Annotated in this window: 11 protein-coding genes and 1 pseudogene; 6 read left to right on the forward strand and 6 right to left on the reverse strand. The window is 68.5% G+C overall.

Annotated features, from left to right (window positions below; translation table 11 throughout):
- Nucleotides 1-309 precede the first annotated feature (309 nt).
- Nucleotides 310-1611 (forward strand): thymidine phosphorylase, encoded by a 1302-nt coding sequence (locus G1H11_RS07480; protein ID WP_163817575.1) that lies wholly within the window; start codon nt 310-312, stop codon nt 1609-1611.
- A gap of 177 nt (nt 1612-1788) precedes the next feature.
- Here G1H11_RS07480 and G1H11_RS07485 read toward each other — a convergent pair whose 3' ends face one another.
- Nucleotides 1789-2979, reverse strand: a complete 1191-nt coding sequence (locus G1H11_RS07485; protein WP_174257460.1) for an acetate/propionate family kinase — start codon at nt 2977-2979, stop codon at nt 1789-1791.
- A 94-nt stretch (nt 2980-3073) separates the two neighbouring features.
- Here G1H11_RS07485 and G1H11_RS07490 point away from each other — a divergent pair, with 94 nt between their 5' ends.
- Nucleotides 3074-4030 carry an LLM class flavin-dependent oxidoreductase gene (locus tag G1H11_RS07490; protein WP_216843542.1) on the forward strand — a complete coding sequence of 319 codons (957 nt, stop codon included), beginning with the start codon at nt 3074-3076 and terminating at the stop codon, nt 4028-4030.
- Nucleotides 4031-4033: 3 nt separating this feature from the next.
- Here the strand turns inward: G1H11_RS07490 and pta are convergent, their stop codons facing one another.
- Nucleotides 4034-6103 (reverse strand): phosphate acetyltransferase, encoded by a 2070-nt coding sequence (gene pta, locus G1H11_RS07495; protein ID WP_163817577.1) that lies wholly within the window; start codon nt 6101-6103, stop codon nt 4034-4036.
- Nucleotides 6104-6226: 123 nt separating this feature from the next.
- Here pta and G1H11_RS07500 point away from each other — a divergent pair, with 123 nt between their 5' ends.
- Complete coding sequence (locus G1H11_RS07500; RefSeq protein ID WP_163817580.1) at nt 6227-7357, forward strand: adenosine deaminase; 1131 nt, start codon at nt 6227-6229, stop codon at nt 7355-7357.
- Here the strand turns inward: G1H11_RS07500 and G1H11_RS07505 are convergent.
- Nucleotides 7338-7547: a PspC domain-containing protein gene (locus G1H11_RS07505; RefSeq protein ID WP_163817581.1), complete on the reverse strand. Its 210-nt coding sequence runs from the start codon at nt 7545-7547 to the stop codon at nt 7338-7340. The genes G1H11_RS07500 and G1H11_RS07505 overlap by 20 nt on opposite strands.
- A 164-nt stretch (nt 7548-7711) precedes the next feature.
- On the opposite strand from G1H11_RS07505, the pseudogene G1H11_RS07510 reads away from it, so the two are divergent.
- Together G1H11_RS07510 and G1H11_RS07515 are read left to right on the forward strand one after the other, a co-directional pair.
- Nucleotides 7712-8029 (forward strand): annotated as a pseudogene (locus tag G1H11_RS07510) (PadR family transcriptional regulator); the annotation flags it as partial.
- An 83-nt stretch (nt 8030-8112) separates the two neighbouring features.
- Nucleotides 8113-9423 (forward strand): HAAS signaling domain-containing protein, encoded by a 1311-nt coding sequence (locus G1H11_RS07515; RefSeq protein ID WP_163817585.1) that lies wholly within the window; start codon nt 8113-8115, stop codon nt 9421-9423.
- A 25-nt stretch (nt 9424-9448) separates the two neighbouring features.
- On the opposite strand, the gene G1H11_RS07520 is transcribed toward G1H11_RS07515, so the two are convergent.
- Nucleotides 9449-10375, reverse strand: coding sequence for a CapA family protein (locus tag G1H11_RS07520; protein WP_163817586.1), 927 nt, complete (start codon nt 10373-10375; stop codon nt 9449-9451).
- A 16-nt stretch (nt 10376-10391) separates the two neighbouring features.
- Here G1H11_RS07520 and G1H11_RS07525 point away from each other — a divergent pair, with 16 nt between their 5' ends.
- Nucleotides 10392-10655, forward strand: a complete 264-nt coding sequence (locus G1H11_RS07525; protein ID WP_163817588.1) for a hypothetical protein — start codon at nt 10392-10394, stop codon at nt 10653-10655.
- Nucleotides 10656-10903: 248 nt separating this feature from the next.
- On the opposite strand, the gene G1H11_RS07530 is transcribed toward G1H11_RS07525, so the two are convergent.
- The gene (locus tag G1H11_RS07530) at nt 10904-11776 is read right to left on the reverse strand and encodes an aldehyde dehydrogenase family protein (RefSeq protein WP_163817590.1); all 873 of its coding nucleotides are present in this window, start codon (nt 11774-11776) and stop codon (nt 10904-10906) included.
- A 91-nt stretch (nt 11777-11867) separates the two neighbouring features.
- On the reverse strand, nt 11868-13322 hold the full coding sequence (locus G1H11_RS07535; protein WP_163817593.1) for an aldehyde dehydrogenase family protein: 1455 nt from the start codon (nt 13320-13322) through the stop codon (nt 11868-11870).
- Between the last annotated feature and the right edge of the window lie 4 nt (nt 13323-13326).

Genomic DNA, 13326 nt, shown 5'->3' on the forward strand with positions numbered 1-13326 from the left:
GTCGCGTCGTCCGTACCCTCATCGGGCGTTGTCCTGACGCCGTTGCGTCGTCCTGACTCCTTTCCGTCGCGCCAAACGGCGATGTGGGGGCATATGACGCGGCTGTGGGGCGTCAGGACGGATGAAAGACGTCAGGACCGTGAGCGGGCGCCGTGTTCGCTGGTTGCTGACGCGCTGGCCGCGAGGATCGTCTTCGGGCAGGATCGGTAAGGGCGCCCCACCCGGTGCCGCCGCACCGGGCGCACTCTCGCCGAGTCCGACGTCGTCGGGCGCGACGAGACCATCAAGACGAACAAGGCGGTCTGAACTGTGAAAAGCAGCGGTGAAACCCGATTCGACGCAGTGGACGTCATCCGTGCCAAGCGGGACGGGCAGGAGCTCGCCGACGCCCAGATCGACTGGGTGATCGACGCCTACACTCGCGGTGGCGTCGCCGACGAGCAGATGGCCGCCTTGGCGATGGCCATCCTGCTGAATGGCATGTCCCGGCGGGAGATCTCCCGCTGGACCGACGCTATGGTCCGGTCCGGGACGCGCATGGACTGGACCGCAGCCGGCCGGCCCACCACCGACAAACACTCGACCGGCGGGGTCGGCGACAAGATCACGCTGCCGTTGGCACCCACGGTGGCGGCCTGTGGCGCCGCCGTCCCGCAACTTTCCGGGAGAGGGCTCGGACACACCGGCGGCACATTGGACAAGCTCGAGTCCATACCCGGCTGGCGTGCGTCGTTGTCGGCAGAGGAGATGCAAGCGGTGGTCCGGGACGCCGGGGCCGTGGTGTGCGCTGCGACGGAGAACCTCGCCCCCGCAGACAAGAAGCTCTACGCTCTGCGGGATGTTACCGGCACCGTGGAGGCGATCCCGCTCATCGCCAGTTCCATCATGAGCAAGAAGATCGCCGAAGGCACCGGTGCGCTGGTCCTGGACGTGAAGGTCGGCTCAGGGGCGTTTATGAAGGACACCGAGTCGGCGCGGGAGCTGGCCCGCACCATGGTGGACCTGGGCAGCGACGCCGGCGTCCGGACGGTTGCGTTGCTGACCAATATGCAGACACCGCTGGGTCTCACGGTGGGCAACGCGCTGGAAGTACGCGAATCCGTCGAGGTGCTCGCGGGCGGCGGGCCGGAGGACGTCGTCGAACTTACCGTGACGCTCGCCCGGGAGATGCTGGCAGCAGCGGGAATCGACGGCAAGGATCCGGCTGAGGCGTTGCGGGACGGTTCCGCGATGGACGTCTGGCGGGCGATGGTGACAGCGCAGGGCGGTGCTGTGGACGCGCCCCTGCCCCGGGCGCGCGAAACCCATACCGTGCTCTCCCCGGCTGACGGGGTGCTCAGCCGCCTGGATGCCTACGGTGTGGGAGTCGCGGCCTGGCGGCTGGGTGCCGGCCGAGCGCGCAAGGAGGACACCGTGCAGGCCGGCGCCGGGGTGGAGATTCACGTCAAACCCGGCGCGGTCGTGGCCGGCGGCGAGCCGTTGCTGACCCTGCACACCGACGAGCCGGAGCGATTCGACCGTGCCCTTGACGCACTCGACGGGGCGTTCACGATCGCTCCCGTGGGTTCGCGCCCCGATCTGCTTCCCCTGGTGATCGACCGGGTGGCGTAGCGCGGCGCCGTCGGGCCCAACGATCAGGTGACCAAACGGACCTCGTGGCGTGGGTTTGGTCACCTGATCGTTTAGCGTCCGAATGGCGAGATTGGATCGGACGACGAACGAGCACGCAGGAGCCGTGTGCCGTCACCTGATCGCCCGGCGCTCAACGATCAGATGACACATCGACGATCAGGTGACCAAGGCGACGGACTGGCGGGCGATCTCCAGTTCTTCGTTGGTGGGGACGACAAGCACCGCCGTGGCGGCTCCGTCCGGGGAGATGTGCCGGGGCCGCTCGCCGCGCGAAGCGTTGCGCACGTGGTCGATCTCGATACCCAGCTGCCGCATACCGGCGATCGAGTGCGAGCGCACCCACGCGTCGTTCTCGCCGACGCCGCCGGTGAACACCACGGCGTGGGTCTCGCCGAGGACGGCGAGGTAGGCACCGACGTACTGGCGGATCCGGTAGCAGTACACGTCCCGTGCCAGCCGGGCGTCGGCGTCGCCCTCCAGCGCCAGCCGCTGGACTTCGCGCATGTCATTGACTCCGCACAGGCCAAGCAGGCCGCTGCGCCGGTTGAGCAGGTCGTCGAGCTCGTCGACCGACCAGCCGGCCTCACGCCGGAGGTGAAACAGGATGCCGGGGTCGAGGTCACCGCTGCGGGTGCCCATCACCAAGCCCTCGAGCGGAGTGAGCCCCATCGAGGTGTCGGCTGACTTGCCGCCCCGCACCGCCGTGGCGGATGCGCCGTTGCCGAGGTGCAGGATGATCAGGTTGGTGCGTGCCGGGTCACGTTCCAGGAATCGGGAGGCTTCTTTCGTGACGTAGGCGACCGACGTGCCGTGGAAGCCGTAACGGCGCACGTGATTCTGTGCGGCCACCTCGCGGTCGAGAGCGTAGGTGTAGGCCACTGGCGGCAACGTCTGGTGGAACGCGGTGTCGAAGACCGCCACGTGCGGCAGGTCCGGAAGGACCTGGCGGGCCACTCGGATGCCGGCCAGGTTCGGCGGATTGTGCAGCGGAGCGAGCGCCGAGAGCTCGTCGATGGTGCGCTCGACGTCGTCGTCGACCCGTACCGGCGCGGAGAAGCGCTCACCACCGTGGACCACCCGGTGGCCGACGGCGACCACACCGGCGTCGGAAAGCCGTGGGCCGTGCTCCTCGAGCGTGCCGAGCATGGTCTTCAGAGCGGACTCGTGATCCGGCAGCTGGGGATCCTGCTGCACGACGCCCTCGGTGGACTCGTGCCGGACATGGCCGGTCTCCTCGCCGATCCGTTCCATCAGCCCTCGCGCAAGGACGCGCGCGTCGTGGGCGTCGATGAGCTGATACTTGATCGACGACGAACCGCAGTTGAGCACGAGTACCGTTGCGCTCATCAGTCACACCTCGTCGTATCCCATGGGTTGCGGGTCTTCAGCCGGGCTTGCGCGGCGTCCTTAGTCTGTCAGTCTCTACGGGTACCGTTCTCGCATGGTGTTGAAACGAGCCCACGTCGGTATGTGCTTTGACCGGACCTTCCCCGCCTCGCTGGTGGTTGACCTAGCACGGCGGCTCGATGCCGGTGCGGACCAGTTGTGGGTGATCGAGGACTGCTTCTACACCGCAGGCGCCAGTCTTGCCGCTTCGGCGCTCGCTGTGAGTGAGCGACTCACCGTAGGCATCGGCATTCTTCCGGCCGTGGCGCGCACCGCGGCGGTGACGGCTATGGAGATCGCGACGTTGTGTGCCCTCGCTCCGGGACGGGTGCTTCCGGGCATCGGCCACGGGGTGCAGTCTTGGATGGGCCAGATGGGTGTGCGGCCGGAGTCTCCGCTGACAGCCCTGGAGGAGGTAATGGACGCCGTACGGCGCCTGCTCGACGGTGAGCGGGTCACCGTCCATGGCACCTATGTCACGCTCGACGACGTCCAGCTGCATCACCCGCCGGCTGACGTGCCGCCGCTCCTGGCGGGTGTGCGGGGGCCCAAGTCGATGGCACTGGCAGGCCGGGTGGCCGGAGGCGTCGTGCTCGCCGAGCCGGCCAGCCCCACGTACGTCCGGTGGGCGCTGGACCAGGCCGGACGGCCGGACCAGTTCCACACGGCTGTCTTCTCGGTGCTTTGTGTCGAACGTGAGCGTCGTGCCGCCTACACCATCATGGCTCCCTGGCTGGCCTCCCTGCTCGACAACCCCACCGTGGGCATCACCACGTTGCCGTTCTATCAGGAGCTCATCGAGCGCTACCGCCAGCACGGCAACGAGGGGCTGGCCAGCATGCCCGCGGAATGGTGGACCGAGATCGCGCCCATCGGCACCATGGATGACGCCATCGAGCATGTCAGCGCACTTGAGGCAGCCGGCGTGGACAGCATCGGGCTGTTCCCCGCTCCAGACGTCGAGATCGCCATGTCACAGGTGGAAGACGTCCTGGAGATCGCCGCACGGTAGACGTCAGGTGTGCCGGGCCTGGATGGCGGTGATGGCAATGGTGTTCACGATGTCGCGCACCAGAGCCCCGCGGGACAGATCATTGACCGGTTTGCGGAGACCCTGCAGGACGGGGCCTACCGCCACCGCCCCGGCGCTACGCTGCACCGCTTTGTAAGTGTTGTTGCCGGTGTTGAGGTCAGGGAAGATGAAGACGGTAGCCCGGCCGGCCACGTCGCTCTCCGGGAGCTTTGTACGCGCCACTCCAGCGTCCACCGCGGCGTCGTACTGGATCGGTCCCTCGATGAACAGGTCGGGCCGGCGTTCCCTGGCCAGCGCCGTGGCAGTGCGGACCTTGTCTACGTCGGCGCCGGACCCGGACTCACCGGTGGAGTAGGAGAGCATCGCGATCCGCGGCTCCACGCCGAACTCCTCGGCTGTCTGCGCCGAGGAGATCGCGATATCCGCGAGCTGCTCAGCGTTCGGATCCGGGTTCACCGCACAGTCCCCGTACACCAGCACCCGGTCGCGCAGACACATGAAGAAGACACTCGACACCGTGGAGACGCCCTCGCGGGTCTTCACCACCTCGAACGCCGGCCGGATGGTGTGCGCCGTCGTGTGCGCGGCGCCGGACACCATGCCGTCGGCGAGGCCGAGGAGAACCATCATGGTCCCGAAGTACGAGACGTCGGCGACCTGGTCATGCGCGAGCTCAAGGGTCACGCCGCGGTGCGACCGCCGGTCCGCGTACTCGTGGGCGAATCGCTCACGCCACTCGCTGGTCCGCGGGTCGACCACCTGTGCCGCGGTGATGTCCACGCCGATCCGGGTGGCCTTGGTGTGCACGATGTCGGGGTCGCCGAGCAGGGTAAGCTCCGCGATGCCCCGGCGCAGGACGGTGTCAGCGGCGCGCAGCACGCGTTCCTCGTCGCCTTCCGGCAGCACGATGTGCCGGACGTCGTCGCGCGCTCGGTCCACGAGCCGATGCTCGAACATCAGCGGCGTGACGGCCTCACTGCGGGTGACGTCGAGACGGTCGAGGAGTTCCACCTCATCGACGTGCTGGTCGAACAGGGTGAGCGCGGTCTCCACCTTGCGGGCGGAATCGCGGGTCAGCCGGCCCCGGACGGCGGCGAGGGCCGTGGCGGTGGCGAACGTGTCGTCTTTGGTGGTGATGATCGGCAGGTTCACGTTCAGTCCGTCGATCAGCGTGACGATCTGCTCGGGCAGCGAGAAGCCGCCGTTGAGCACCACCGCCGCCAAGGTTGGGAACGTCCGCGACGCGTGCGCCATGAGCACGCCGAGCAACACGTCGGAGCGGTCGCCGGGGGTGACCACCACGGCGTCGTCCACCAGCCGGTCCAGGACGTTCGGCAACGTCATACCGGCGACGACGAACTCGCGGACCTCGCGACCCAGCAGCGCGGGATCGCCCCGGTACAGCTCGCCGTCCACATCCAGGAGGTCGCCTACGGTCGGCGCGGACAGGAGTGGCTCCTCGGGCAGCGTGTAGGCGGGCGTCGACACTCCGAGCGCTGTGGAGCCGAGTGCCTCGCGCGCCTGGTCGAGCAGCGCCGGCGCCACCCGGTTCGCCACGATCCCCAGCAGCTGTCCCGAGTTCGCCGCCAGCTCTCCGGCGGCGGAATCCGCCACCGTCCGCAGGTTCGCCGGGGTCCGGTCTCGTCCGTTGACCACCAGGAGGACCGGCGCGCCGAGGTTGGCCGCGATCCGCGCGTTGTAGGAGAACTCGGTGGGGTTGTCCACGTCGGTGTAGTCGCTGCCGACCACAACGACGGCGTCGCATCGCTGGGCCACCTGGTGGTAGCGGTCGAGGATGGTGCTCAACGCGGCGTCCCGGTCGGCATGAACGTCGTCGTACGTGACGCCCGCACACAGCTCGTACGGAAGGTCGACGCCGTCGTGCGCCAGGAGAAGCTCCAGCACGTAGTCCGGGCGGCTCCCGCTTCGCACGATCGGACGGAACACGCCGACCCGGCCGATGCGCCGGGTCAGGGCTGTCACCACACCCAGCGCCACCGTCGATTTTCCGGTCTCGCCCGTCACCGAGGCGATGTACACGTTCTGAGCCACACCCCGACCCTAGCGTGCATACGTCTCCGTTCCATGATCATCGATGGTCTAGCGGACTAGGCCCCGACGCATCGTCGATGATCATGAGGGAGAAGGGTGGGAGCCTCGTGTAGCGTCGCCATTATGGTGCCCACCCAGGCGGAGGTTCTCGCAGCACCGAAGGTGGTCTTGCACGACCACCTCGACGGTGGGCTGCGCCCGGAGACCGTCATCGAGCTCGCGGCGGAGGCCGGCCACGAGCTGCCAGCGGACTCGGCCGAGGCCCTGCGCGACTGGTTCGTCGCGGCTGCCGATTCGGACTCGCTGGAGCGGTACCTGGAGACGTTCGAGCACACGGTCGCCGTCATGCAGACTCGGGAGGCGCTGAGCAGAGTCGCCGCCGAGTGCGCGGAGGATCTGGCCGCCGACGGCGTCGTCTACGCCGAGGTCCGCTACGCGCCGGAACAGCACTTGGAAGGAGGGCTCACCCTCGACGACGTGGTGGACGCCGTCGAGACGGGCTTCCGGCTGGGGGAGCGCCGAGCCGCCGACGACGGCCGCCCCATCCGGGTGGCGACACTGCTCACGGCGATGCGTCACGCTGCGCGCTCGAGCGAGATCGCCGAGCTCGTGGTGCGGTACCGGGACGCGGGGGTGGTCGGGTTCGACATCGCCGGCGCGGAGGCGGGCTTCCCTCCCACGCGTCACCTGGACGCGTTCGAGTATCTGCGCAGGGAGAACGCGCACTTCACCATCCATGCGGGCGAGGCGTTCGGGTTGCCGTCCATCTGGGAGGCGCTTCAATGGTGTGGCGCCGATCGGCTCGGGCACGGTGTGCGGATCGTCGACGACATCCAGGTGGCGGAATCGGGCGAGGTCACGCTGGGCAAGCTGGCCGCCTACGTCCGTGACAAGCGCATCCCGCTCGAGTTGTGCCCGTCGTCGAACATTCAGACCGGGGCGGCGTCGTCCATCGCGGAGCATCCGTTCGGCCTGCTCGCCAAGCTGCGGTTCCGCATCACGGTCAACACCGACAACCGGCTGATGAGCGCCACATCGATGTCCCGGGAGCTGTCCCTGCTGTCCGAGGCGTTCGGCTACGACCTGGACGACTATCAATGGTTCGCGGTCAACGCCCTGAAAAGCGCGTTCATTCCGTTCGACGAGCGGCTGGTCCTGATCAACGATGTCGTCAAGCCGGGCTACGCTGCGCTTCGGGCCCAGCGTACGTTGGCTGACCTGCGGCCCGGCCCGGTCAGTCCTCGTTCGGCATGATCAGCCACAGCGCGAGGTAGATGACGAACTGCGGGCCGGGTAGCAGACAGGAGATCAGCGCGATGATGCGCACCCGGGTGGGGGTGGTGCCGAACCTGCGTGCCAGCCCAGCACAGACACCGGCCAGAATGCGGCCTTCGCTGGGCCGGACGAGTCCGCGTCGCTTCGTGGGAAAGTATGTCGTGGTCATGGTTCGACGCTACGTCTGCGGGGACTTTGGGCACATCCAGTAAGCCCCCGATCTTCGCCGTCAGGGGTCCCCCTGAGAATGCCGGTCTTTCCGCCGGCGGCGTGTCGCGCTTTACGCGGTACTACGTAAAACGTAATACTCATCCGTGTCTCGAAGGGAGACCCATGGATACGAGTCAGCTTCTCAAGGGCGTGCTGGATCTTGCCGTGCTCGCCGTGATCCGGGATGCGGATGGCTACGGCTACGACGTGGTGCGCCGGCTGCGGGCGGCCGGGTTCGACGAGGTGGGCGACGCCTCTGTGTACGGGACGTTGCGCCGCCTGTACAGCGCGGGGGTGCTGACCACCTACGTCGTGCCGTCCGAGGAGGGCCCGCATCGCAAGTACTACAGCCTGAACGGGCCCGGCCGCGACCGCCTGGATCGTTCGGCGAAGACCTGGCGGGAGTTCACCGGGGCCATGAACGAGTTGCTCGATCAGCGTACGCCCGGCGAGCACACGCCCGGCCCGCCTGCGTTCGGCCAGCGCATTCCCGGCCGGGCCGATCAGGAGACGAAGGAGTCGTGATGAACACGAACAAACTGAGGAACACCGTGGTGGAGACATATGCCGCGGCGGTCCGGGACGAGCTGGGTGCCTTTCCGGCCGACGACGTCGCGGAGATCATGGACGATGTCCGCGAGCACCTGGAGCAGGTGGCCGCGGAATTCGGCGAGACGCTGACCACTCCGCGGCTGGTGGACCGGCTCGGCGCTCCGGCCGAGTACGCGCGGGAGTTGAGCGCCGCTGCCGGGCTTACGCCTCCGCCGACGGCCGATGCCGCGACCTCTGGGACGGCGTTCTGGCGTCCCGCGATGCGCCTGGTGACCGCAGCGTTTGCTGCCGCCGCGGTGGTGCTCATCGGGTTCGCCGTGCTCGATGTGCTGTTCATATCTGGTGACCCGGGCATGCTGCTCGGCACCGCCGCTGTGTGTGCTGTCATCGCCGCCGCCGGTGCCGCTCTGCTGGTGGCCCACCAGGAGCCCGCCGCCGAGCTGCGGCTGATTCCGGGAGCGGGAGCGCTGGCGGCCGCGATGTGGTGGGTCCGTGGGAGGCCGTGGGGCGAGCCCGCGGTCGAGTTCGTGACCTCCCTGCGCCCGGCCTGGTGGGTCGTCCGGGCGGCCGTCGTCGGCATCGCCGTGGCGGGTATCACGACGCTCGCGATGGGCGCTTTCAGTTTTGTGGTCGCCTTGGTCGCTTCGATCTGGCTGGGCCGGAAGAGCCGCGCGCAGGAGATGCACGGCCGCGCTGCCCGCCTGGTGCCCGCTGCCAATGTGGCGCTGGCCGTCGGTGCGCTCGTCGTGTGCGCGGCGATCGCGTCCGGCGCCCGGCCGTCCGATCCCGAGTACGTCTCGTACGACGCCGGCTACCAGGACGGATACAACGACCACCTGCATCAGTCGAGCGCCCATAGAACCGGCGACATGACCGAAGATGACTGGGTCCCGCTGGGGAACGACGTCGCGTACGGCCCGGACGGTGAGCTGCTGCACGATGAGGACTGGGTTTCGGTGGAGAACATCTTCGCGTACGGCCCGGACGGCGAACTTCTGCGTGACGTCCGCCTGTTCGATCAGGATGGGAACCCGATCGAACTCCAGCCGTTCGGGGAGTGCTACGACGAGGAGACGGACCGCACGCTGCTGACGACGGTGACCAGCCCGTGGGGCTCGCACGTGTATCCGCGGTACTCCGTCGAGGACGACGGATACGGCGGTTGCACCGAGCCGGCACTGAAGCCCCCGTTCGGGGACCGGCTGCCGGGCGCGGCCGCGGGGCCGAGCGTATCCAGGGACACGGATGCGGCGACCGAGCCGGAGGACGAGGAGGACAAGTGAGGTCGGCGGCGATGGAAAGGAGCGCTCAGCGGCCGCCGGGCGGTTCCAGATCCGTGCACTCCCGCAGATCCGCGAAGTCCGTCCGCATCTCGTGTGCGTCGGCGCCGTCGGCGAACTCGGGAAGACCGCTCGACCCGATTCTGGCCGGGGCCCATTCCTCACCGACCGCCACGCCGTCGTCCACCGTCAGGGTTAGCAGGCCTGTCGTAGTCGTCGCCGCAGAGGCCTGTGTGTACCAGGCGAAGTTTCCCAGCCCGAAGGCGACGTACGCGTCGTCGAGCAGCCCCGCGCCCTGCAGCCGGTGCGTGTGACTGCCGACGACGACGTCCGCACCGGCCTCGGCGAGCGCACCTGCGAGGTTGGCCTGGGAATCGTTGGGGCAGGCGTCGCCCTGGACGCCCCAGTGCATGTACACCACGACGACGTCGCTCTCGGCCCGCGCGGCCGCCACTGCGGCGAGCAACGGCTCCGGGTCGAGCGCTACGGCGATGCCGGGACGATCCGGGGCGGCCGCCCATTGCTCGGTAGGGTCGGCGGTGGGATCGTCCGGGAGCGAGGCGCCCAGTACCGCGACCGTGGTTCCGCGGATATCGTGGAGCGCGGGTGTGAACGCCGCTTCCAGGTCCTCGCCGATCCCCACGATGGAGAGTGCCGGGCTGCCTTCAGCGGCCCGCTCGGCGGCCGCCAGGGTCTCGTTGAGTCCCTCCGGGCCGTAATCCATCGCGTGGTTGTTGGCCATCGTCGCGACGTCCACGCCGGCTGCGGCGAGTGCGTCGAACGCTGACGGGGGCGCCTGGAACGTGTACCGCTTCGGCTCCGGAGTGCCGCCCGAGCCGACGGACGTCTCCAGGTTGACGATCGTCAGATCCGCCTCGGAGAGGCGCGTCGAGATGGGATCCAGGGCGCGCTCAGGCTCGTCCAGCCGAGACCTGAGGTCGCCTTCGAAGTGCATATCGCCGGCGAACGAGATGGTGACGGGTTCGGCGCCCGGTCCAGGCGGCTCGTCGGACGGGTCCGGCGTCGAGGCCTGGGGTGACGTCGCCGGGCCGGATGCCGAAGCCGGGCCCGATGCGGTCGGTTCGGTGGTCGAGGTAGGGCCGGATGCAGGCGACGGAGGCGTATCCGGTCTCGGTGTCGTATCCGTACCTTCGCCGGCCCCCGCGCACCCGGCCGCCATCGCCCCTGAAACGAGGAAAGCGGTCAGCGTCGCAGCGCGCTGCCTGGACCGCTGAACCCACATCCTTCCCAGACTATGCTCGCGGTCCGGCGTTCCTGGCGTTCAGCATTGGAGATGCCACGCGAACAGCCGGTCGTCGGCGCGTGGCACATGACGGCGAACTCGGCCATGATCGCCGCGAGGGGCGGCTCGCACTGAGGAAGCATGGTGTCGTGGGGACAGCACCAAGCTTCCTTGGTGCATGGCGGGCGCAACACCAAGCTTTCCTTGGTGCGTGGCGGGACAGCACTGATCGGCGTGGTGTCAGATGCCGACCGGGTGCCAGACGGTCTTGGTCTCGAGGAACGACGTGATCCGGTCGAGCCCCGGTTCGGCGGTCCAGTCCGGCTCGTCGGCCGGGGCCCGGACCACGCGTTTGAGGTTCTCCGCGGCGGCAAGCTCCAGCTCCCGGGCGTGCTCGTCGTCACCCGCCGCACCGGCCAGGTCTACCGCGTTGACATCCATGTGTGCGGCGAGCCACGGCGCGGTGTCGCCCATCCGGCCCGTCAGGATGTTCACAACGCCACCAGGTACGTCCGACGTGGCCAGGACCTCACCGAGCGTGATGGCCGGCAGCGGGCGTTCGTACGACGACGCCACCACGGCCGTGTTGCCGCTGACCAGCACCGGAGCCAAAACGGACACCAGGCCGAGGAGCGACGAGCGCTGCGGCGCCAGGACAGCGACCACACCCGTGGGCTCCGGCACCGAGAAGTCGAAGTAAGGCCCCGCCACCGGGTTGCTCGACCCCACCACCTGGGCGATCTTGTCCGTCCAACCCGCGTACCAGACCCAGCGATCGATCGACTCGTCGACAGCCTTCTCCGCCTTGCCACGGCTGAGGCCCTCACCGGCCGCGACCTCGTCGACGAACTGCGCGCGGCGCCCTTCCATCACCTCGGCCACCCGGTACAGCACCTGGCCGCGGTTGTAGGCGGTGGCACGGGACCAGCCCGCAAACGCCTTGCGAGCGGCCACGACGGCATCCCGGGCGTCCTTGCGCGACGCATGCGCCGCGTTCGCGAGGAACCGGCCCTTCGTGTCGGTGACCTGATAGGACCGGCCCGACTCCGAACGCGGGAACTTCCCGCCGATGTACAGCTTGTACGTCTTCTTCACGGCCAGCCGTTCGCTCACGCGCCACCCTCCATCCGCAGATAGGCGCCGTGCTTTCTGGTCGCGATCTGGTGCTCGCTCGTTTCGCGGACGGCACCGCTCGTTCCTCGCGTCACCGGCCACTCCGCTCGCTCGGCACCAGATACGCTCCTAGCCCATGCCGGCCGCCCTCGCGCCCGTAACCGGACTCCTTGTACCCGCCGAACGGTGACGTCGGGTCGAACTTATTGAAGGTGTTCGCCCAAACCACACCGGCACGCAGCTGCTGAGACATCCATAGGATCCGCGACCCCTTGTCCGTCCACACACCGGCCGACAGGCCGTACGGGGTGTTGTTGGCCTTCTCCACCGCCTCGGCCGGAGTGCGGAACGTGAGCACCGACAGGACCGGGCCGAAGATCTCCTCCCGGGCGATCCGGTGTGCCTGGCTCACCCCGGTGAAGACCGTGGGCGCGAACCAGAACCCTCGCTCGGGGAGAACGCACTCCGGAGACCAGCGCTCGGCGCCCTCGGCCTCGCCCACCTCGGAGAGCTCCCGGATGCGGGTCAGCTGTTCCGCGGAGTTGATCGCGCCGACATCGGTGTTCTTGTCCAGCGGGTCGCCGACGCGCAGAGTGGCGAGGCGCCGCTTGAGCCGGGCCAGGACGTCGTCGTACACCGACTCCTGCACAAGAAGCCGCGAACCAGCACAGCACACATGCCCCTGGTTGAAGAAGATGCCGTTGACGATGCCCTCGACGGCTTGGTCGAGAGGTGCGTCGTCGAAGACGATATTGGCCGCCTTGCCGCCGAGCTCCAGCGTGGCCTTCTTCGACGTCCCGGCGACGCTGCGGGCGATCGCCTTGCCGACCTCGGTGGAGCCGGTGAAGGCCACCTTGTCCACGTCCGGGTGCTCGACCAGCAGCCGGCCGGTCTCCCCGGCGCCGGTGAGGATGTTCACCACGCCGGGCGGCAGGTCGGCCTGCTGGCAGATCTCGGCGAACAGCAGCGCCGTCAACGGCGTGGTCTCGGCCGGCTTCAGGACCACCGTGTTCCCGGTGGCCAGCGCCGGCGCGATCTTCCAGGCGAGCATCAGCATGGGGAAGTTCCACGGGATGATCTGGCCCGCCACGCCGTGCGGCCGCGGGTCGACGCCGTATCCGGCGTACTCCAGCTTGTCGGCCCACCCCGCGTAGTAGAAGAAGTGTGCCGCCACCAGCGGGATGTCCACGTCACGTGACTCGCGGATCGGCTTGCCGTTGTCGATGGACTCCAGCACCGCGAGCTCTCGGGCGCGTTCCTGGATGATCCGTGCGATCCGGAACAGGTACTTGCCGCGATCCCGGCCGGACATCTTCGACCAGGTCTGGCTGAACGCCTTGCGGGCGGCGGCGACGGCTCGATCGACGTCCGTCACGCCGGCCTGCGCGATGTCGGCGAGTACTTCTTCGTTGGCCGGGTTGATCGACTTGAACGACGCGCCGTCCGCCGGATCGGTGAACTCGCCGCCGATGAACAGCCCATACGAGCTCTTGATGTCGACGACGGCCCGCGACTCGGGCGCCGGCGCATACTCGAACGTCACCATCGTG

It is taken from the genome of Phytoactinopolyspora alkaliphila (assembly GCF_010550695.1).
Classification (GTDB): domain Bacteria; phylum Actinomycetota; class Actinomycetes; order Jiangellales; family Jiangellaceae; genus Phytoactinopolyspora; species Phytoactinopolyspora alkaliphila.